This window comes from Oceanobacillus sp. FSL H7-0719, assembly GCF_045040795.1.
In the GTDB taxonomy this organism is placed as follows: Bacteria; Bacillota; Bacilli; order Bacillales; family Amphibacillaceae; genus Oceanobacillus.
In genome coordinates this window covers 3,316,172-3,337,410 of the sequence record NZ_CP150301.1, presented here as the reverse complement: position 1 = coordinate 3,337,410, position 21,239 = coordinate 3,316,172, and the positions used below count along the sequence as shown (strand labels likewise).

General features: G+C 37.0%; 23 protein-coding genes. 8 read left to right on the top strand and 15 right to left on the bottom strand.

Features of this window, described 5'->3' with window-relative positions; all coding sequences use genetic code 11:
• The first annotated feature begins 8 nt into the window (after nucleotides 1-8).
• Both hisIE and hisC read left to right on the top strand, forming a co-directional pair.
• Complete coding sequence (hisIE, locus tag NST93_RS17035) at nucleotides 9-650, top strand: bifunctional phosphoribosyl-AMP cyclohydrolase/phosphoribosyl-ATP diphosphatase HisIE (RefSeq protein WP_405099108.1); 642 nt, start codon at nucleotides 9-11, stop codon at nucleotides 648-650.
• Nucleotides 643-1,698, top strand: coding sequence for a histidinol-phosphate transaminase (hisC, locus tag NST93_RS17030; RefSeq protein ID WP_405099106.1), 1,056 nt, complete (start codon nucleotides 643-645; stop codon nucleotides 1,696-1,698). The genes hisIE and hisC overlap by 8 nt, the downstream gene beginning before the upstream one ends.
• 54 nt (nucleotides 1,699-1,752) lie before the next feature.
• On the opposite strand, the gene NST93_RS17025 is transcribed toward hisC, so the two are convergent.
• The 8 genes from NST93_RS17025 to NST93_RS16990 all read right to left on the bottom strand — a co-directional run bounded on the left by NST93_RS17025 (nucleotide 1,753) and on the right by NST93_RS16990 (nucleotide 9,765).
• Complete coding sequence (locus NST93_RS17025; RefSeq protein WP_405099104.1) at nucleotides 1,753-2,466, bottom strand: SurA N-terminal domain-containing protein; 714 nt, start codon at nucleotides 2,464-2,466, stop codon at nucleotides 1,753-1,755.
• Nucleotides 2,467-2,834: 368 nt separating this feature from the next.
• Nucleotides 2,835-3,845 (bottom strand): siderophore ABC transporter substrate-binding protein, encoded by a 1,011-nt coding sequence (locus NST93_RS17020; RefSeq protein ID WP_405099102.1) that lies wholly within the window; start codon nucleotides 3,843-3,845, stop codon nucleotides 2,835-2,837.
• Nucleotides 3,846-4,278: 433 nt separating this feature from the next.
• Nucleotides 4,279-5,034, bottom strand: a complete 756-nt coding sequence (locus tag NST93_RS17015; protein ID WP_405099100.1) for an ABC transporter ATP-binding protein — start codon at nucleotides 5,032-5,034, stop codon at nucleotides 4,279-4,281.
• A complete protein-coding gene (locus NST93_RS17010) occupies nucleotides 5,028-5,978 on the bottom strand; it encodes an iron chelate uptake ABC transporter family permease subunit (RefSeq protein ID WP_405099098.1) in 951 nt (316 codons plus the stop codon). The genes NST93_RS17015 and NST93_RS17010 overlap by 7 nt, the downstream gene beginning before the upstream one ends.
• Nucleotides 5,968-6,921, bottom strand: coding sequence for an ABC transporter permease (locus NST93_RS17005; protein WP_405099096.1), 954 nt, complete (start codon nucleotides 6,919-6,921; stop codon nucleotides 5,968-5,970). The genes NST93_RS17010 and NST93_RS17005 overlap by 11 nt, the downstream gene beginning before the upstream one ends.
• A 285-nt stretch (nucleotides 6,922-7,206) precedes the next feature.
• On the bottom strand, nucleotides 7,207-7,923 hold the full coding sequence (locus NST93_RS17000; protein ID WP_405099095.1) for a DsbA family oxidoreductase: 717 nt from the start codon (nucleotides 7,921-7,923) through the stop codon (nucleotides 7,207-7,209).
• A 186-nt stretch (nucleotides 7,924-8,109) separates the two neighbouring features.
• The gene (gene fni / locus NST93_RS16995) at nucleotides 8,110-9,162 is read right to left on the bottom strand and encodes a type 2 isopentenyl-diphosphate Delta-isomerase (protein ID WP_405099093.1); all 1,053 of its coding nucleotides are present in this window, start codon (nucleotides 9,160-9,162) and stop codon (nucleotides 8,110-8,112) included.
• 102 nt (nucleotides 9,163-9,264) lie between these two features.
• Nucleotides 9,265-9,765 carry a CarD family transcriptional regulator gene (locus NST93_RS16990; protein WP_405099091.1) on the bottom strand — a complete coding sequence of 167 codons (501 nt, stop codon included), beginning with the start codon at nucleotides 9,763-9,765 and terminating at the stop codon, nucleotides 9,265-9,267.
• 170 nt (nucleotides 9,766-9,935) lie between these two features.
• Here NST93_RS16990 and NST93_RS16985 point away from each other — a divergent pair, with 170 nt between their 5' ends.
• The 3 genes from NST93_RS16985 (at nucleotide 9,936) to NST93_RS16975 (ending at nucleotide 12,863) form a co-directional block, all read left to right on the top strand.
• Nucleotides 9,936-10,367 carry a MarR family winged helix-turn-helix transcriptional regulator gene (locus tag NST93_RS16985; RefSeq protein WP_405099089.1) on the top strand — a complete coding sequence of 144 codons (432 nt, stop codon included), beginning with the start codon at nucleotides 9,936-9,938 and terminating at the stop codon, nucleotides 10,365-10,367.
• Between the two features lie 54 nt (nucleotides 10,368-10,421).
• On the top strand, nucleotides 10,422-10,961 hold the full coding sequence (locus NST93_RS16980; RefSeq protein ID WP_405099087.1) for an HD domain-containing protein: 540 nt from the start codon (nucleotides 10,422-10,424) through the stop codon (nucleotides 10,959-10,961).
• A gap of 168 nt (nucleotides 10,962-11,129) precedes the next feature.
• The gene (locus NST93_RS16975; RefSeq protein ID WP_405099085.1) at nucleotides 11,130-12,863 is read left to right on the top strand and encodes a methyl-accepting chemotaxis protein; all 1,734 of its coding nucleotides are present in this window, start codon (nucleotides 11,130-11,132) and stop codon (nucleotides 12,861-12,863) included.
• Nucleotides 12,864-13,555: 692 nt separating this feature from the next.
• On the opposite strand, the gene NST93_RS16970 is transcribed toward NST93_RS16975, so the two are convergent.
• The 3 genes from NST93_RS16970 to NST93_RS16960 all read right to left on the bottom strand — a co-directional run bounded on the left by NST93_RS16970 (nucleotide 13,556) and on the right by NST93_RS16960 (nucleotide 15,375).
• Nucleotides 13,556-13,774, bottom strand: a complete 219-nt coding sequence (locus tag NST93_RS16970) for a hypothetical protein (protein ID WP_405099083.1) — start codon at nucleotides 13,772-13,774, stop codon at nucleotides 13,556-13,558.
• 161 nt (nucleotides 13,775-13,935) lie between these two features.
• A complete protein-coding gene (locus tag NST93_RS16965) occupies nucleotides 13,936-14,532 on the bottom strand; it encodes a DNA-3-methyladenine glycosylase I (protein WP_405099081.1) in 597 nt (198 codons plus the stop codon).
• A gap of 3 nt (nucleotides 14,533-14,535) precedes the next feature.
• Nucleotides 14,536-15,375 (bottom strand): sulfurtransferase, encoded by an 840-nt coding sequence (locus NST93_RS16960; RefSeq protein ID WP_405099079.1) that lies wholly within the window; start codon nucleotides 15,373-15,375, stop codon nucleotides 14,536-14,538.
• A 209-nt stretch (nucleotides 15,376-15,584) separates the two neighbouring features.
• On the opposite strand from NST93_RS16960, the gene pepT reads away from it, so the two are divergent.
• Nucleotides 15,585-16,811 (top strand): peptidase T, encoded by a 1,227-nt coding sequence (gene pepT, locus NST93_RS16955; protein WP_405099077.1) that lies wholly within the window; start codon nucleotides 15,585-15,587, stop codon nucleotides 16,809-16,811.
• Between the two features lie 89 nt (nucleotides 16,812-16,900).
• Here the strand turns inward: pepT and NST93_RS16950 are convergent, their stop codons facing one another.
• A complete protein-coding gene (locus NST93_RS16950) occupies nucleotides 16,901-17,050 on the bottom strand; it encodes a hypothetical protein (protein ID WP_405099075.1) in 150 nt (49 codons plus the stop codon).
• A gap of 73 nt (nucleotides 17,051-17,123) precedes the next feature.
• On the bottom strand, nucleotides 17,124-17,723 hold the full coding sequence (locus NST93_RS16945; protein WP_405099073.1) for a TetR/AcrR family transcriptional regulator: 600 nt from the start codon (nucleotides 17,721-17,723) through the stop codon (nucleotides 17,124-17,126).
• A gap of 249 nt (nucleotides 17,724-17,972) precedes the next feature.
• Between NST93_RS16945 and NST93_RS16940 the strand changes: the two genes are divergently transcribed.
• Nucleotides 17,973-18,998 carry a D-alanyl-D-alanine carboxypeptidase family protein gene (locus tag NST93_RS16940; RefSeq protein WP_405099071.1) on the top strand — a complete coding sequence of 342 codons (1,026 nt, stop codon included), beginning with the start codon at nucleotides 17,973-17,975 and terminating at the stop codon, nucleotides 18,996-18,998.
• A 54-nt stretch (nucleotides 18,999-19,052) separates the two neighbouring features.
• Here NST93_RS16940 and NST93_RS16935 read toward each other — a convergent pair whose 3' ends face one another.
• Together NST93_RS16935 and NST93_RS16930 are read right to left on the bottom strand one after the other, a co-directional pair.
• A complete protein-coding gene (locus NST93_RS16935) occupies nucleotides 19,053-19,592 on the bottom strand; it encodes an HD domain-containing protein (protein WP_405099069.1) in 540 nt (179 codons plus the stop codon).
• A 197-nt stretch (nucleotides 19,593-19,789) separates the two neighbouring features.
• Nucleotides 19,790-20,248 carry a DUF2269 family protein gene (locus NST93_RS16930; RefSeq protein ID WP_405099067.1) on the bottom strand — a complete coding sequence of 153 codons (459 nt, stop codon included), beginning with the start codon at nucleotides 20,246-20,248 and terminating at the stop codon, nucleotides 19,790-19,792.
• 209 nt (nucleotides 20,249-20,457) lie between these two features.
• Between NST93_RS16930 and NST93_RS16925 the strand changes: the two genes are divergently transcribed.
• Nucleotides 20,458-21,006: a nitroreductase gene (locus NST93_RS16925; protein ID WP_405099065.1), complete on the top strand. Its 549-nt coding sequence runs from the start codon at nucleotides 20,458-20,460 to the stop codon at nucleotides 21,004-21,006.
• The last annotated feature ends 233 nt before the right edge of the window (nucleotides 21,007-21,239 follow it).

The following is a 21,239-nucleotide window of genomic DNA, read 5'->3' as shown; positions in this document are numbered from 1 at the left end:
AATCAATCATGGCAATCAACATCGATGAATTAATCTATGACGAAAATGGCCTCCTCCCTGCAATTGTCCAAGATGCTGCAACAGGAAAGGTATTAACATTAGCTTATATGAATAAAGCATCTTTACAAAAAACAATTGAAACAGAGGAAACATGGTTTTATTCCAGGTCCAGACAGACGCTCTGGAATAAAGGAGAAACATCAGGCAATAAACAACAGGTCAAGCAAATCAGTTATGATTGTGATAAGGACGCCTTACTCGTACAAGTCACACCATTAGGCCCTGCTTGTCACACAGGCGAAGAAACTTGTTTCAATCAAACCTTGCAGACAAACGAACTGCCTGTTCAGGAAATTATTCCACAGATCATTGATAAAATCCGGGACCGCCATAAAAATCCACTTGAAGGTGCCTATACAACATATTTATTTGAAAAAGGTGCAGATAAAATTTTGAAAAAGGTTGGTGAGGAGACAAGCGAAGTAATTATCGCAGCAAAAAATCAAAATAAAGCAGAGCTTACTGCCGAAATCTCTGATTTAACCTACCACGTTCTTGTCCTAATGGAAGAAGTGGGTGTAACACTTGATGATATTAAAGAAGAATTGATGAAAAGACATTTAGAAAAGGAAGGACAGAAACGTGAGTAAGTTTTGGAGTGATGCAGTAAAACGGGCGGATCCTTATGTACCGGGTGAACAGCTGAATCGAGCTGACATGATTAAATTAAATACAAATGAGAATCCCTATCCTCCTTCGCCGAAAGTAATTGAGGCAATCCGGATGGAAGCCGAGGTTGCTTTAAACCTTTACCCATCGCCAACTGTTGATGGGCTCAGAGAAGATATTGCTTCCTATTATAAGCTCACGAAGGAAAACGTATTTATCGGAAATGGTTCAGATGAAGTGCTTGCGTTTTCTTTTATGGCCTTTTTTGAAGCAGAAAAAAAGATTCGGTTTCCGGAGATTTCATACAGTTTCTATCCCGTTTATGCAAAGCTTTTCAATATACCATATGACGCGATTAAGCTGGGGGAGGATTTCACCATTGTTCCTGATGACTATTTCCAGTCAGAAGGTGGCGTAATTTTCCCCAATCCCAATGCGCCTACCAGCATTTTTATTGAACTCGGTGCAGTAAAACAAATTCTCGATAACAACCTGGATAAAGTTGTTATTGTAGACGAAGCATACATTGACTTTGCTGAAGCATCGGCAGTCAGCCTGCTGCAGGATTATCCCAATCTGCTCGTTGTTCAGACGATGTCAAAATCCCGTTCGCTTGCAGGTCTCCGCGTTGGATTTGCACTTGGGTCTGAGGAGTTAATCGAAGGGCTTATTCGTGTAAAGGATTCCTTTAATTCGTATACAATTGACCGGCTCGCCATTGCTGGAGCACAAGCAGCAATCAATGATCAAGCCTATTTTAGGGAAACAACAGAAAAAATCTTAGCAACGAGGGAACGGCTGGTAACAGAGCTACAGAAACGTGATTTCTTCGTCCTGCCTTCCCAGACAAATTTTCTCTTTATTCGCCATAAAGCATGGCCTGCTGAAGATTTATATATGCGGCTAAAGGATAACAATATACTTGTCCGCTATTTTAACAAACCAAAAATTGATAATTATCTGCGCATAACAATTGGTACAGATGCAGATATGAAACGGCTTTTAGAGGTACTGGATAAACTAAAATAGCAAAAACCAGGATGGTGTTCTTACATCCTGGTTTTTTCAAATATCTCTTGTGTATTAGATTAATGTCTCTACTTTCGCATCTTCTTTTAATTCAGTGATTCTTCCTTCAAGCAATTCACCTTGTTTTTGCTCACTAATATTCTGTCTAATAAGCTCTTCGTATTCTTTAAGCTCTCCAATTTCTTCTTCGCTTTGTTCCTTAAGCGAATTATATTGTTCTTCAATTTCTTCATCTGTTACTTCTACTTCAAATTGATCTTCAATATATTTTACAGTAGTAAGGTCATCAATAAGCTGTGTACGAAATTCATCTTCTGTAAGCTCATATTGCTCAAGCATTGCTGTTAATGCTTCCTCACCGTTTGTCTCAATAATCGTATCAATTTCCTCCTGCGCTTCTTCTTCCGTCACTTTAATGCCATTTTCTTCTGCATCTTGGCGAATAAGCTCTTGCTCAACTAAAATTGAGATTGTTTCTTCTTTCAGCATGTCCACATCGCTTGTATCCTGCCCATACATATGAAGCATTGTTTTCAGCTGTTTATAAATATTATTGTATTTATCACCTAGTAGCTCATTTCCATTTACATCTACAACGACTGCATCATCTTCTGCTTGTTCTTCCTCTGTGATTTCAACTTCTGGAGGACTCTGCTCCTCTGTATCTGTATCCGTATTATCTTTTTTGCTTTCTTCTGCATCATCACTGCATGCCACTAGGACAAGTGCCAAAAGCAAAGTCAGCACAAGCATCAGTTGTTTTTTCATTTTGATGTTCCCTCATTTCTTATCAGTCTTTCTCTAGTAAACCATAAATACATGGGGGAGTTCAACAAGAAGGCAGTATTTATTTATGAACGGTTCTGTAAGCGGCATTCTGTGGAATTTCCCATATATGAGATGAGGGAGCTTTTATTAAAGGCTGTATGGACTCGTTTTTTCATTTTTAATTGATACGCATCCCTATTTATTATCGTCACTGTCCCTTTACAGCCTACGCGGAAAGTAGTCCATCTTCTTAAGACACTGTCATTCCTTCTCTCCTCTTCATGTAAAAAAACTCTGAGTATCACACAAGATACTCAGAGTTTTTCAAAGCTGCGTTTGGCTGTTTACAAGCCTGTGCTCTATTTGATTTAGTTAATGCTCTCGTCGATTTGTTTAACCATTTCAGATACAGATACTAATCCGCCGCCTGATAGGTACCAGTATTCTGGGTCCAAGTAGTAGACTTTTTCGTTTTTGTAGGCATTTGTGTTTTCAACAAGCTCATTTTCCACCAGCTGTTTTGCTCCACCTTCACCATCGCCGCTGCTTACAACCGCTCCACGGTCGATAACATACAGAATGTCAGGGTTTTGCTCCATTACATATTCAAATGACACGTTCATTCCATGTGTGGAGGCATCAATGTTTTCATCAGCTGCTTTTACGCCAAATACATCATGAATGATTCCAAAGCGTGAACTTTGGCCGTATGCACTTATCTTATCGTCATTTGCAAGAATAATTAATGCTTTTTCTTCTGATGCATCCGCTTTTTCTTTCAAATCAGCAATTGAGTCTTCGATTGCTGCAAGTTCTGTTTCTACTTCTGTTTCTTTATCAAAAATTTGTCCTAAAACTTCCATATTTCCCTTAAATGATTCCATGTAGTTTTCATTATCTACACCTAAGTGGATTGTCGGTGCAAGCTCTGTAAACTGATCATAGAGGGATGCTTGGCGACCTGAAATAATAATAAGATCTGGATTAACTTCAGAAATCTTTTCAAAATCAGGTTCTTTTAAGCTTCCAATATTTGCATATTCATCACCTTCATATTTTGATAAATAGCTTGGAACTGTACCAGACTTAGCAACACCAGCAATATCAACACCTAATTTATCTAATGAATCTACAATCCCAAAGTCAAAGACAATTACAGTTTCAGGGTTTTTTGGTACTTCTGTCGTATCTAATTCGTGTTCTACAGTAACTGTACCAGCGTCTGCTGTCTCTTCTTCGCCAGCTTCAGTATCTGTCTCTTCTGTATTTTTGTCTGCATTTGCTGCATCATCATTTCCTTTATCTTCACTATCAGAGCCGCAAGCAGCCAAGAATAGGATAAGTAATCCCATGAGTAATGTAAGTGTAAACTTTTTCATTTAATTGTGCTCCCTTTTTATAATGTTTGATTGGCCATTCAGCCTATATTATTAACTATAGCAACCTCTTTAATTCTCCGGGCAAATTTAGATTAGAAAGTAATTATATCGAGTTTGTAAACTCCCTGCTCCCTGAGAATATGAACATGAACCAAGGAAGAGCCTGCCTGTACTATCTTTCCCCCCTCATGTCAGTAATTATTAGCCCCAACTTTAGCTATTCTCTCTTAACGATTCTGGAACAGAAGAGATAAATTTCATTTAAAAAAGACATACGTAAGCATTTTTGTTTACGCTGTAATAGATATAAGTTAAAATTAAATTATTGATGTTCCCTTGTCTTGGCTATAGGTTGCCGCCTGCCAGGACAGGGGGATTTTTTTCATGAGAATTTACTTTTTAATTCAGCCCAACTGCTTAAAGAAGTGTACTATTAGTAATAAACACAAATTCTCTTGTTATCAATCTCCTGGATATCAATATCCATGTCATATATTTCCTTCAGAACGCAAGTATCGATAACGTCACATGCTCTCCCTTGCTTTACAATCTTTCCATCTTTCAATGCTACAATTTGATCAGAATAACAAGATGCAAAGTTAATATCATGAATAACGATAACAATTGTTTTGCCCATATCATCAACCAAACGACGCAATGTTTTCATGATTTGTGTTGCATGGCGCATGTCAAGGTTGTTCAATGGCTCATCAAGCAGAATATATTCTGTATCCTGCGCAACAACCATTGCAATATGTGCACGCTGGCGCTGACCACCTGATAATTGGTCTAAATATTTATGCTGAATTTCTTCCAGCTCTAAGTATTCAATAGCTTCATCAACTTTTTCCCAATCTTCTTTGTCCAGCTTTCCTTGTGAGTAAGGAAAGCGTCCGAAAGATACAAGTTCACGAACGGTAAGTTTCAAATTAATTGCATTAGATTGCTTCAAAATTGAAATCTTCTTCGCTAATTCATTATTTTTTGTTTTAAGAACATCATTTCCATCAATGGTGATGTCACCCTGATCTCTTGTAATTAATCGGCTTATCATTGAGATAAGTGTACTCTTACCCGCACCGTTAGGTCCAATAAATGAAGTAATCGTACCCTTTTCAATTTTAAGAGATACATCTTCTATAATCGGCTTGTTTCCATACGATTTAAAAACATTCTTCAAATCTACCATGATTTATTCTCCTTTAATAAAAGATATATAAAGTAAACTCCACCAATAAAGTTTATAATCACACTGATCGTCGTATTGAATGTGAATATCTTTTCCACTAAAAATTGGCCGCCCAGTAAAGCGATAATACTAATAAATACCGAGCCTAATATAATATACAGATGCCGGTATGTTTTCATCATTTCATAGGCAACGTTTACAACTAGAAGTCCGAGGAACGTAATCGGACCAATTAAAGCAGTCGATACTGAAATTAGAATTGCAACAACTACAAGCAATCTCTTAACAACATAGTCATAAGGCACACCCAGGTTAATTGCGTCATCCTTACCTAGACTCAGGACATCAAGATACTTATAAAAGCGCATAAAATAGAGTAAAACTACTATGATTATAATAACTGAAATATATACTAAATCCGTATTTACATTATTAACACTTGCAAACATGCGGTCCTGAGCAACACTAAATTCATTTGGATCTATCAAGACCTGCATGAAGTCTGTAAAACTTCCAAAAAATGTACCGAGAATCATCCCGATTAAGAGAAGAAAATAGATATTATTTTGTTCTCCCTTGAATAAAAACTGATACAAGATAAGTGAGAATACAATCATCGCACTAATCGATATCAAATAGTTTATACTGCTGTCCATCATTACAAGTGAATTTGCACCGAAGATAAAGATTATTACGGTTTGAATCAACATGTAAAGCGAATCGAGACCAAGCACACTTGGTGTTAAGATTCGGTTATTCGCAATCGTCATAAAAATAACTGTTGAAAGTGCAATCGTTCCTCCAGTTAAGATAATTGTGAATACCTTGATTGCCCTTCTCGGCAAAATATAATCAATATTGCCGGTTAAATCATAAAAAATATACAAACATGCTAGAGATACTGCGATAATGGCAAGGATAATTGTCTTCTTTTTATAACCCATATTTCTTTCTCCTTAATAATAGATAGATGAATATTCCGCTACCTATTACCCCAACTGTTAAGCTGATTGGAATCTCATATGGATAAATAACAACCCTGCCGACAATATCACAAAACAGAACAAATACTGCACCTAGCAATGCGGTATGTATTAAGGTGTTTTTCAAATGATCACCTTGGTAAATAGTAACGATGTTAGGAATGATTAACCCAAGAAATGGGATAACCCCAACTGATAAAACTACTGAAGCAGTAACAAGGGCACTGATAATCAACCCTAAGTTAACAACCTGCCGATATTTTAATCCCAGACTTTTAGAGAAGTCCTCTCCCATGCCTGCAATCGTAAATTTGTTTGCATAAAGATATGCAATAAAAAGAAGTGGTATGCTTATAAACATCAGCTCATAATTCCCACTCATTATCATGGAAAAATCACCCTGCATCCAGGACGACATATTTTGAATCAAATCATTTTGATAAGCAAAAAATGTTGAAATTGAGCTAATAATATTACCAAACATCAAGCCAACTAATGGGATGAAGACTGCATCTTTAAACTTTACTTTATCCAGGATTTTCATAAAGATAAAAGTACCAGCTAAAGCAAATGCGAATGAAACAAGCATTTTTTGCAATGGAGATGCTGCAGTGAAAATCATCATCGATACTAATATACCTAATCTTGCTGAATCTAATGTTCCAGCAGTTGTAGGCGAAACAAACTTATTCCGACTTAGCTGCTGCATGATCAGACCAACAATACTCATGCTCATGCCTGCGATTACAATACTGAACAATCGCGGAACTCTGCTGACCAACAATACTTGTTTTTGCGCATCCGTTAAACTGAATAAATCAAGAGGAGTAACATTTGAAACTCCTATAAAGACGGAAAGCAATGAAAAAACAAATAGTAATATAACGAGATACCTTATTTTCATAGACTGCCCTTCTCTTTGAAAAACAAGCTTTTGTTTATGAAAATTGGACAAAAAGCTCTGTTTTCCCAATTCCCTTTGTGATTATGCTTTTACAATATGCAAATAATAATAATTATTATCATTTACAAATCAATCTAAATAAGAATGATATTCATTATCAATTAGATTGTTAATTATAGTATATCAGATTTATACTCCTAGTCAATAAATAAATACTGTCATCTCTATCCTTTGATATAAAACAAAAAAACATACTGCAGCATGTTACGCAGTATGTTTGAATCCTCATTTAATGTCACAGTCTTCATCTGTACAATAAGAAGTTTCCGCTTTTTTAGGGTTCTTCGCCTGAAGTGCTGATTCATGCATTTCTTCTTCCCAGACTTTTTCAAGGACCTCACTGAATATATCACTAGACTGTGCTCCTGATACTGCGTATTTCTCATTGAAAACAAAGAAAGGAACGCCTTGCACACCAATTTCACGCGCAATCGCAATGTCCTCTTTTACTTGCTGACTGTATTTTTCAGTCTGAAGCATTTCTTTTACTTCCAGTCCATCCAAACCTACTTCATCTGCAAGTTTTGCCAATGTTTCATGATCACTCAGTTGTTCTGATTCAGTAAAATACGCATATAAGAAACGTTCAGTAATTTCATTTCCTTTTCCTTTTCTAGCTGCTAATTGGGCTACTCGATGTGCATCAAATGTATTCACATATTGCATTGTCTCAAAATGGTAGTCTAAACCCTCTGTACGTGCTTGCTCTGCAACTTGTTGATTCATTTGTTTCACTTGTTCAAGCGGAATCCCCTTTAATTCTGAAAATGTTTCATAAAAGTCTTTACCTGGTATATGTTTTGCTGTCGGGTCCAGCTGATAGCTCATGTATTCTATAGTTACTGATTCCTTGTTTGAAAATCCATCCAGCGCTTTTTCTAGTCTTCTTTTGCCAATAAAGCAAAAAGGACAAACAAAGTCTGACCAAATTTCAATTTTCATTACTTAAGATCTCCTCTTTTATAAATTGCTAACACATTATGCTTCTCCGTGCTGCAAACTGAAATTATTGTAGCATAGCTATATTATTTATTGAAATAATGTGCTTTAGGAACATTATTCCATGATAAAAAAAAAAGCCGTGACCGCTCAGGTCTTCTGAGCATCACAGCTTTTTATCTGGTAAGCTTATCTTTCATCCATTAAGGAAGTTCCCATGATATTAACACGGTTTGTATTCTTCAATTCTTCAAGATTCTTCACACCGATTCCAAACATCGCCATCTTCATTTCCAGTTCAATTTGTTCCATTGTTTGTAAAACAGCTTCTGGTGATTCGGTTGCCGCTTTTAGTAAATGACGGGCAAAACCAATAATATCTGCACCGATTGTAATTGCTTTTGCTGCATCCACTCCAGTGCTCATACCGCCACTCGCTACTAATGGTGCATTTGGAAGCTTGCTGCGCACAGAAACGATGCAATCCTTTGTAGGAATTCCCCAGTTATTAAAAGCTTCTGCTGCTGCCTTCTTCAATTTATCACGTGAACGGAGCTTCTCCACTTGACTCCATGACGTTCCACCTGCACCAGCTACATCAATGTATGAAATACCTGCATTATATAACTTTTCAGCTGTTGCTCCATCAATTCCAAAGCCTACTTCTTTTACTCCAACAGGGGCGTCTAGTGTTTTACATACTTTTTCAATCTTTGGCAGCAGACTTTCAAAGTTAAGATCGCCACCATCCTGGACAACTTCTTGCATACTATTTAAATGAAGCACAATCGAATCTGCTCCTGTCTTATCAATAATACGCTGGCACTCTTCTGCGCCATAACCATAATTAAATTGAACTGCTCCAATGTTGACAATAAGCGGTGCTGTAGGTGCTTGCTCTCGGATCATAAATGATTCCTTATATTGATCACTTTCTAGAAAGGCACGTGTTGAACCTATCGCCATCACCCAGCCCTTTTCTTCAGCTGCTAAGGCTAAATTTTGGTTAATTTGCGTAGCAAGCCCTGAGCCGCCAGTCATTGAACTAACTAAAAATGGTGCTTTCAGCTGCTTCCCTAAAAAGCTTGTATCCAGAGTGATATCATCAAAATTAATTTCAGGTAAAGCATTATGTATAAAATGAATCCCCTCAAGGCCAGTCGTTTTATTTACACCTTCTACATTTCCAGTTAAACAAAGCCGGATATGCTCTGTTTTTCTTTGATTAATTCCCTTATCCATCAATATACCTCCGTGACCGTATTCGATACCCTATTCTCTATTTTACTTGTTTCTTCCTATAAATGAAAGTGGGACAGTTGGAGTCTGTCCCACTGTCCCAATTTATATTTTAGATGGTATGGTTGCATTAATTTTGTCTATTATATTTTCTACTGTTGTTTCCAAGGAGGCCGCGAGCTCTTGAAACAGGATGCCCTGAATATATTCCAGCATTTTTTGATCCTGATCATACATGCGCTCTTTATTACCCTTTGCTTCCATTTGTTTCCGCATAAGTGTATTCGCAAGCTTGATAATGGCCTTTTGATCTCCGCCTCTAATAATATTGTTGTATTTCTTATTTCTGATTTTGGCATCCTCGATCCATTCCATACCAGGTTCTTCAAAGGCTTGAATAACCTTTCTGGCTTCTTCTTGGTCCATAATATCCAGCATTACGACCTGGTCACTGTCTACCGGTACGCTGATTAACAGATTCGGATCCTCGATTGGATACAGAACATAATACTCACGCGTTACATCACGGTAGCTTTTCTCGCAAATGTCATCAATCTTGCATACTCCGTGCGTGGAATAAATAATCAAATCACCAATTTTAAACATTTGCTATACCTCCATTTTTAAAACCGTCAACTTGGTTTACATTATAATTTTACTACTATTCTTAAGTTTCGTCAACTAAGTTGACATACTGTACAAGCCTTTGTATAGTAAAGCTCGTAGACCAAGGAGTCCTCTCGGGTAGACCGCAAATACAGACTGAGGTGTTTTTAGTGGAGGAGAAACAATTAGATTTAAATATTTTTGATTTATTAAGCAGGAAACAAATATTAGCCCATAAAACAATGGAAAATAGATGGAACGAACAGAGCAATATTCAAATATCACATTCAGAATGGGTAATTATCGACCGTTTGTATGAAGGTGGCGAACAAACTATTGCTGAAGTAAGTAAAATTGTGGAAATTACAAGACAAGGTACACATAAGCTTATAAATAAGCTGGAAGAAAATCTGCTTGTTGTTACTGGAAAAGTGGAAAGTAATAAACGAAATAAATATGTAAAACTGACAGACCTTGGGATGGCATGCTATGAAAGAAATAAAGCCCTAAAAGGAATCCTAGAACACCAAATTCAACATGTACTTGGAACAGAACAATTTTATAAGCTAAAAGAAGTTCTGGCAGATGATTGGGGATTATAACTCAAATTATTACTGTATATTATAGAAAGTAAAATAATTAAGGGAGGTGTATTGATGAAAAGTGAAGCCAGGCAATTTGCTGAAAAAGCACATGAAGGACAGTTTCGCAAAAGTGGAAATACACCTTACATCACTCATCCAATCCGAGTAGCAAAGATTTTGGAAAATGCCGGAGCAAGTGATGCATTAGTGAGTGCAGGTTTTTTACATGATGTTGTTGAAGATACATCGATTGAAATTGAAGAAATTGAAGAAGCATTCAGTCCGGAAGTCGCCAATCTTGTTCGTTCCCACACGGAGGATAAGTCGAAAAGCTGGCAAGAAAGAAAACAGCATACGATTGATACACTTAAAACGGCAGACTTTGATGTCAAACAATTAATCGTTGCAGACCGTCTTGACAATCTGCTCTCTATTGAAAGAGATTTACAGGAAATAGGAACAGCAATATGGGATATTTTTAATGCAGGTTTCGATAAGCAAAAATGGTATAACGAAGAAATCGTGAAAAACATGTATGTCGGTTTAAATAAAAAAGACAGTCCAGCATTTTTCGAAGAATTTGTTAGTGCTGTAGAACGAGTTTTTAATTAATTTAATTTTTATTTTGAGCTAAAATAACAAACAATCTAACTATTCTTCATTTTTCAGTACCTTTCTTCCTATGAATAAGGTATAATATTATTTATCCTATTCCAATTTTGTAGTAATTATTTACTAGTTGCTATTTTTAAACAATAAGAAACAGGGGGAAATTGAAAGATGAAAAATAAAGTCAGAAAGAAACGTTATTTTAGCTTGAGATTAAATAATTTACACATTGGACTTAAATACACAGCAACTTTTCTAATCGCTGTTTTCATTTTCGCCTTTGCTGGATTTATAGTATACGTACAGTTAAATGGCGCAAATCAAAATGCCCAGGATTTAAAGGTATACAGTTCCCACATCAATGACATTTCACAGCTGGCATCAACAATCCAAGCAAAGGATGTACAAATCGCTGACTATCTCTTAACTGAAAACAGTACATACAGTGATGCCTTTAGTATGTATGAACAAGAATTAAATACGCTAATTGAAAAAATAGAGCCCAGTTTAGAGACTGAAGAAGAACAACAATTAATGAAAGACTTAAAGAGTAAAGATAACAGTATTAACAATACTTTCAATACTAAGATTGTCCCTTCTATAGAGAATAATCAATCCATTATGGCAAAGAATCTTAGAGAATCAACATACCGTTTCCGTACAGAAAACGTAGAAATTGCCGATCAGCTGATGAAAATCACTGCCGGCAAACAAGACAATGCCGTGAACGCAGCGTCTCAAAAGATGGAAGACAGCAAGCTCGCACTTTCCATTGCGAATATAACTGCAATATTAATTGGTATTGCTTTGATTCTATTACTTAGCAGAAATATTTCTAGAGAGTTGAATAAAGTTGTACATATCATTAAAGAAGTAGCCCATGGAAATCTCCAAGCTCCAGCTGCAACTTATTCGGGCAAGGATGAAATTGGTCAGCTATCATTCGCCATTAATCTTCTAAAAGGCAATTTGCAAAATATATTAACTAATATTTCTGACGCAAGCAATAGTCTCTCCAGCCAGAGTGAGGAATTAAATCAGTCTGCAAACGAGGTAAGAGAAGGAAACCTTCAAGTTGCTTCAACAATGGAAGAACTGTCCTCAGGTTCCGAAGCACAAGCAAACAGTGCTTCACATTTAGCAGAAACAATGAATGACTTTACAAATATTGTAAAACATTCAGAGCAAGACGGTGTGGATATTGCTGCAAGCTCCAATGAAGTACTAAAGCTGACAAATAATGGCCAAGAATTAATGACAACTTCTGTAAATCAAATGAAGCAGATTGATTATATTGTTGCTGATTCGGTTACGAAGATGAAAAATCTCGATAAGCAATCCCAGGCCATTTCGAATCTGGTAGGGGTAATAGAAGATATTGCAAATCAGACGAACCTGCTTTCACTTAATGCAGCAATTGAAGCAGCAAGAGCTGGTGAACACGGGAAAGGATTTGCAGTAGTTGCTGATGAAGTCCGCAAGCTTTCCGAACAAGTCTCGACATCCGTTGGAGAAATTACCTCCATCGTGTCAGCCATTCAAAAGGAAACAGATCATGTAGTAGATTCTCTGTCCAAAGGATATCAGGAAGTTCAAGAAGGCACTGAGCAAATTGAAGCTACTGGGCAAAACTTCGAGGCTATTCGCGGTGCAGTTAACAGTATGTCCGAAAAAATCACTGTTATTTCAGAAAACCTGAATCATATTGCTGAGAACAGCGGCCAAATGAATCACCTTATCGAAGAGATTGCTTCTGTTTCTGAAGAATCAGCGGCTGGAGTTGAACAAGCAGCTGCTTCCTCACAGCAAACAGCCAGTTCTATGGAAGAAGTATCCGGCAATGCAGACGAACTCGCCCGTCTTGCAGAGCACCTAAATGAAGAAATAAATGTATTTAAGCTATAGTAGAATGAGCTAAAAGCCATGTCTCCAATTATGCTCTAGTTAACGGCCCAAGATTTAATATTAATGAGGATGAGACAAAAGAAATATAATATATTAAAATCCGAACGATACCTTAATTTCGTTCGGTTTTTAAATTAAGTTCTGACTACTTTAATTCAGCATAACTCTCCCCCTAGAGATACAGGAAATTCGAAAATCGTTATTACTAAGGTTGCGCTTAGACAATATAAAACTGGATTTTGAAAAACTGTCATTGACAAGTATTCTCTCTGCCTGAAGAAATCAGGATTGTTCTTTAACAGGTAATGTGAACCCTTCTTTAAGCTTGTGGGAGCAGGATAAGTGGAGAAACCGTCTATTAGAAGATCTCTATAAGACAGTGGCAGCCAGAAAAGCGGTGAAACTGTCTATTAGAACGTGTCTATAAGACAGTAATAGCAAGAAAAATGATGAAACCGTCTATTAGAACGTATCTATAAGACAGTAATAGCAAGATAAGTGGTGAACCGTCTATTAGAACACCTCTATAAGACAATAGCAGCCAGACAAGCGGTGAAATTGTCTATTAGAACCTCTCTATAAGACAGTACCAGCCTGAAAAGTAAAGAAACAGTCCTTAAGAACGCCAACTGTCCAAAAAACAGAGCAATTCTGAATTAAGATTATCAGCACTTCGTATCAACAATTAAAAGTTACTGCCTCTCTTTTTTACCCAGTCCCAAAAATATAAATAAGAATGAGAGAATGAATGTAATGGAAAACCAGATTATTCGTGATGCTGTTATCACTTTACCAAATTGTTCCTCATTCAAGTAATAGTATAGAGATGTTGCGAAGACACTTCCACCAACCGCAAACATGGAGACCAGCAGTGCAGAAAGCATTGAAATAAATACCTTTTTCATTGCCATATTAATCACTCCCCTTCATATAGTGTATTTTGACATACAGCTTCATTACGGAACAGGTTTAGATAGGTTTCATCTCTTTCAAACCAATAATGTAATATAAAAAACAGCTGCAAAGTTGATATCCAATTTGCAGCCATTTAACGTTATATGTTTAGGAGTTTCTACTTTTTATCCTGTTCTTTGACCTTTGCTGAATCCCCGGTCCTATATAGAAAGCAACCTTTTGTATGGTCGTTCACCATACCTGTTGCCTGCATAAATGCATAACAAATTGTTGGGCCAATAAAACTAAAACCTCTTTTTTTCAAATCCTTGCTCATCGCTTCTGATTCTTTTGTTTTTGCCGGTACTTCATCATCTGTCTGCCAATGATTTATAAGCGGATTTCCACCAATAAACTTCCATATATATGCATCAAAACTTCCAAACTCATCCTGTACACTCAAGAAAGCTTGCGCATTGCGAATAACAGATTCTATCTTTCTCCGATTGCGAATGATACCGGGATCTTGCAGCAGTGCATCTATTTTATCCGAAGAATATCGACTGATGACTTCCACATTAAAGTCATCAAATGCAGCTTGATAATTTTCTCTTCTTTTCAAAATTGTAATCCAGCTTAAACCCGCTTGTGCACCTTCTAAAGTAAGCATTTCAAATAGTTTACGATCATCATGAACAGGTTTACCCCATTCATTATCATGATACGCAATATAAATCGGATCATTTGTTACCCAAGAACAACGTGAAATATGCATTGGTTAGTCTTCACCTAATTCAATTTCATTTTCATCATGTGATATCCAGTCACTAAAACTGCCGGGATAAAGTTTTATATTTTTATAACCTAAGCCTTTAAGGGCTAATATATTTACACAAGCTGAGACTCCAGATCCGCATGATACAATGATTTCTTCATCTTTATCTAAATCAGAAAAGTGTTCTTCAAGCGCATTTCCCTTCAGCCATTCTCCATTTTCAGACAGTACCGCTCTCCATGAATAATTTTTTGCCCCTGGAATATGTCCTGCTTTACTGTAAAGTGGCTCGAAATCACCTAAGTATCTATCTTCCGTTCGTGAATCAATCAGTTTTGTTCCTACTGCTATTTTCTCTCTTACTGTTTTCATATCCACGATTTTATCTTCTTGAAATTTAGCTTTATAGTTTTTAGACTGCAGTGCCGGTATTTCTGATGTGGTTGCATTTCCCGCCTCCACCCAGCCATTGAGACCGCCTTCCAGAATATAAACCTTTGAATGTCCTATTGCTTCAAGCAGCCACCACAGCCTTGCAGCAAACATATCGTTTCCTTCATCATAAATAATAACCGTTGTGTCGTTATCAATCCCGATATTTCCAAGCTTCTTAACAAACAAATCAAAGTCTGGCAAAGGGTGGGAGCCACCATGCTTTTCTGCTCTTCCAGATAAATCTTTATTTAAGTCCAGGTAAACTGCACCAGGCAGATGACTTTCCAGATACATTTTTCTGCCTGCATCTTCATCATTCAGTCTAAAACGAACGTCAATGATTATTGTGTTATTCTGCATATTATTTAATCGGCTTTTCAAACGCTCCACACTGATTAAATCCGTCATCCAGATCCCTCCACTTCTTTACTCGTATTTCTATTGTAAACCTTTCTTCAATAACAAGAAAGATTTTTCCCATATATTTAATTATTCTATTACTTTACACAGGTTTCCTGCTGTGAATATTTCGAGTTCCGTAACTTTGTGATAAAATAGGAGTTAATTTTAAAAATAAAAGATGATTCATTTTTTAAATTATAAGGAGTGATTTAGCGATGAAAGAAGAATTGATCAAGAGACTGACTACCTACGCAAAAATTGATACACAATCAAATGAAGAATCTGAGACTACTCCATCAACTCCAGGGCAGCTGGAATTAGTTAAACTGCTGATAAAGGAATTAAATTCTATTGGCATGGAGGATATTGCGGCAGATGAAAATGGTTATTTAATGGCAACACTCCCAGCAAATACAGATAAAGATGTTCCTGTAATCGGATTTCTTGCACATGTGGATACGGCAACGGACTTTACTGGAAAGGATGTTAATCCACAGGTAATTGAGAACTTTGATGGCAATGATATTACATTAAATGAAAAGCTGAATATTGTCCTTTCAGCCAAAGAATTTCCTGAGCTGCCAAGCTACAAAGGACACACACTTATTACTACGGACGGAACTACCTTACTTGGTGCAGATAATAAGGCAGGTATAGCTGAGATTATGACAGCAATGAACTACCTGATTCAGCATCCCGAAATTGAGCATGGTCAGGTTCGCATCGCCTTTACACCAGATGAAGAAATTGGCCGGGGACCGCATAAATTTGATGTGGAGCGCTTTGGTGCAAAATACGCCTATACAATTGATGGGGGCCCTCTTGGTGAATTACAATATGAAAGTTTTAATGCAGCTGCTGCTAAAGTAACCTTTAAAGGCAACAGCGTGCATCCTGGTACAGCAAAAAATAAAATGGTGAACTCCGGTAAACTCGCCGCAGAATTTGTAAATATGATTCCCGAAAACGAAGCACCTGAGCATACAGAAGGATACGAGGGTTTCTATCACCTTATCTCGATAACTGGTGATGTGGAATCAACAAAAGTGTACTATATTATCCGTGACCATGACAGACAAAAATTTGAAGATAAAAAAACTGCACTTGCTGGTTTCGTAAATGAAATGCAGGAAAAATATGGCGAAGAAAATGTACAGCTTGAAATGAAAGATCAGTACTACAATATGCGTGAGAAAATTGAACCTGTAAAACATATCCTTGATATTGCAAGTCAGGCAATGAAAAAGTACGATATCGAGCCAATCATCGAACCTGTCCGTGGTGGAACAGATGGCTCACAGCTTTCTTATATGGGACTCCCTACGCCAAACATTTTTACTGGCGGTGAAAACTTCCACGGCAAGTATGAGTATGTCTCTGTAGACAATATGGAAAAAGCCGCAAAAGTCATTGTTGAAATTGCCCACTTGTTTGCCAAATAGCTCCACTTCCACATCGAGCAGTTTTGTTATACGATAATTGAGTAAATAAAAAAAGGTTTCAAGCTTTGATGCTTGAAACCTTTTTTTATTTATTTTGCTAATGATCGGATAAAATCGTATTCCAGAGAAATTCTTTCACGCTGAAGCTGCTCTTCGTTCTTGATGTAATAATAATCACGTGTTTTTTTGCTTTTCGCAAGATTCTTTTGAGCGTTTTGACGATTAAACCATAGTTTCATTAAAATTGCCTCCTTTTATCTTTTAAAATGACTGGTCAGTTTATTTATTGTAAAGTCCAATATTCCTTTATTTTTAAGTTAAGTATGCAAGCAATGCTTTTTCCATTTCTGCAATCCGTTTTTCGATTTTTTCTTCGTCATAGCCAATAGATGCATGCAGCCAGATCCCATCATGAAGTGACCAAAACATCGCCGCCGCTGCATTGGGATCAATATCCTGCTTGATTTCCCCTGCTTCTTGTCCTTGAACAATGATATCTTGAGTGAACTGAAAAAGTGTATCAAAGCTTTCTCTTAATACTTCTTTAACATGTGGAACATCTGCCGCATAAAGCCAAGACTCTATATGCACATGCATAAACTTTTTCTTGTTTGCATTATATGGAATGTCTGTTCTTATCCAATAACGCAATTTCTCAATTGGACTAGTTATTCTTGCAAGTCCTGCAGTAAGTTCCTTAAGGTTTTCTTCACTTCTCTGCTGTAAAAGACTAAGGAAGATTTCTTCTTTACTTTTAAAATAGTTGTATACGGATCCCTTGCTTAGCTTCGAATAGTTAACTATATCATCCACTGTCGATGCATAATAACCTTTCGTTGAAAAGCATTCTAATGCTGCATCAAGTATTTTAGCTTTTCTTTCTTCCTTTGCTTCCTCTGAAATCTTTGGCATCTGTTACACCTACTCTTCTATTAAAACTGACTGGACAGTTTATATATAAATTGTAGCTGATTTTGACACAATTTACAACTGTTCAGCTTGCACCTCTTTGTCTTCTTTGTGAACTATTATTTCCTCTTTCTCCAGTTACCAGAACTTATATTTATCCAGAAATAGGGTCGAAATCGCTATTGCCCTCTCCTGTACTCTTGTGAGAAAATAAATCGTGGTATCAATTATAAAAGATTGTAGGGATTATGAATGAAATGGAAAGTAATGACTTTATTAATACTGCTCTCCTTGCTCGCTGCATGCACGGAAGAGCCAGTAAATAATATAGATTCAAAAGGAGAAAAAATAGAGGATACATCGCCATCCTTTGCTTCGGAAAATGAAATTTCCCTTCCTGAAGAATCTTTGCAAAAAATGGACGAAGGGGAGAATGTTCTTCTTCTTCAAAAAGCACTGATTGAAATTGGCTATGAATTATCTGCAGATAGCATTTATTCAGCAGTCACAACCTGGGCGGTAACTGATTTACAATTACAAACGGAAGACCTTTTCGTTACTGGTATTTATGATGAAGCTACTAAGCATGCTCTAGAAAGCATCTTAAAAGAAGAACAAACTGTTGAACCTGGAGCTGCACTTCCACCGCTTGACGAGCCTGCAATGACGAATGCTGGTACACAAGTTTTAGGTAATCCTTATGATCAACTGGCGATTGTCAATAAAGCAAACGCTTTACCAGAAGATTATATTCCACATGATCTTGTAGTTCCTGATGTCAGGTTCCCGTTCACAGAAGACCTGCCTAAAAAGCAATTGCGTGAACCAGCTGCTCTTGCGTTAGAAGATTTGTTCGCAGCGGCAGATACTGCAGGCTTCGAGCTCTATGCACAATCTGGATATCGCTCTTATGAACGTCAAGTGTCCCTCTTTAACGCTTATACAGAAAAGCATGGTGAAGAAGCAGCCAATGCTTTTAGTGCAAGACCTGGCGAGTCAGAACATCAAACAGGGCTCTCTATGGATATTTCTAGTGCATCTGTAAACTACCAGCTTGTTACTGACTTTGGAGAGACACCAGAAGGCCAGTGGGTAGAACAGCATGCTGCCGACTACGGATTCATTATCCGCTATCCAGAAGGAAAAGAAGATATTACAGAATATCAATTTGAGCCTTGGCATCTGCGCTATGTTGGCAAAAAAGCTGCTCAGGAAATAAACAAAGCAGGGGTTACATTGGAAGAATACTTTGCTGATATGGATGAACAAGCATTCTGACCAATGTATAAAATATGAAGCTATTAAAATTCGGGGATTATTGTGTTAATCGTATCAACCAATTCCCCGAATTTTTCCTATTGAATCATCTGCTTTATTAATTTGTGTATCCAATGCACGTAATCTTTCAAGTGCTGCAGTAATGTCCATTCTCTTATAATGGTGATTCCCTCCGCTTTCTTCATCAGCCTCGTCTGCCATCGCGACTACTTGCTGAAGAGGCTCTAATTTGAGCTCACCATGTGGCAAATAAGAGTCTGTATGAAGCAGAATAGCAATTGCAATTTCTTTTGCCGAATGGCGGTCCTCACCAATTGTTATTAATAATTTATGCGCGCGGCTTGCTCCTTTAATCGCATGTATATCATTCTCCCGGTAGAGGTCATAATCCCATTCTCCGTCACGGTACCACGTATAATGTCCAATATCATGAAGCAAAGCAGCCTTTGTTGCTTGATCAGGGTTTACATTAAATCGTTTTGCAAAGATATATGCAAATTCTGCTACCGATACAGCGTGAGCAACCCCTGAGCGCTGCAAGTACTTCTGTGTCACAGGATGTAGAAAAATCTCTTCAAGTGAAACTCTTTTCATCGGTAATCCTCCCTAATGTAAATTTTTACGACTATATCATATTTTAGGTACATTTACAATAGTCACTTACCTCATAAGAATAAATATAAACACATTATTATGTGTTTTCAACTTCACTCACTTGTCGCTTAGTCGATTAACCTCTTCAGAATAGCGGATTGTTGTGTGTTATTGAATCATAGCGGGATATTATATAATTAGAACGGCTTAAGAATCATCAAGGAAATTATAATAATGAATATGATGTTAGTGATGCGTTCGTAATAAAATAACTCCTTTGATAAGGTTTTGTAAACGGCAGGAATCTCTTCGTCTGTTACGTCAATAAATAACTTTTTAATTGGGGCTGAACGTGGCTTAAGCACAATCGGTCCCATCGCAAGTGAAACTAGAAAAAGTACTAGACTTATAACATACCACGCTTGACTAAACCAATATGGATTCAGAAAACCCATTACCAGCCCAGATAAAAGCAGCAATGCACCGCCAATCATAGTAAAAATATGTAAGGAATTTCTAATATTGAAAGCATGCCTTAATTCAGTCATATTGCTGGGCTTTGACAAAGTTACTACAGCTGTCATTACAAGACCCGGTCCCATTCCAAGGATCGCTGAAAAGATATGAATAAATACGAGTATTTCATAAAACGTCATCTGCTTACCTCCTAATTACAACCAATCATAATCTAATTTTAGCGCATTTCGGGAAAAAATCAGTGATTTTACTCACAAACTCATAAGGATATGTTACATTCTGCAAAATGCCTTCTTTTTAATAGTTTACTTGCTTTTATAGAATGCATCCCCTACAATTTAACTGATAATTAAAGAAATTAAATATATAAAAATTAGGGGTATGCAAAATGGAGAAATCTAATTTAGCTTCAGTTATTCGTGAGCGCCGGGCGATTAAAAGGGGGTATACTAATAAAATAGTTACTGAAGAAACAATACGTGATTTATTAGAGGCTGCACTCTGGGCTCCTACACACGGAATGCGTCAGCCATGGAGATTTATCTTCGTTGCCAAAGATAAGCTGCCTGTATTCGCAAAACGTGTAGCATCGACATATCCACCAGAAAGACAAGAAAACCGTGAGAACTACTTAAACGAGCCAAATGCAATTCTTGTTGCAGTAATGGAAGCACCGGAAATAGAAAAGCAATGGGACGAAAATTTTGGGGCTGTTGCAACAATGATTCAGAACTTCTGGTTACTTGCCTGGGAAAGACAACTCGGTGTCGTATGGAAAACCAATCCACATATCTATGATAAAAAAGTAAAAGAAATTCTTGATGTGAAAGAAAATGAAAAAATCGTTGGCTTTATTCATATGGGGTATTTTGATGAAAAGCCGGAACCAAAGGCAAGAATTCCACTTGATGATAAATTTTCCCGCTTCGAAGGTTAAGCTAAATACCTCCTGTCATGGTAATAACAGGAGGTATTATTATGTCTGACTATCTTCAGCATCCAGCAGTCTGACAACTATTTTTTATGTTTTTGATTGGAATTTCCGCTTTGAACTTCAGAATGAATCTGGCATTCCCCCACATAAATGTAATTTCAGCAAGCAAAAAAAATTCTTCCCAAATAAAAGACTGGGATTCAATTAATACCAACCAATTAAAAGACGAACATTAT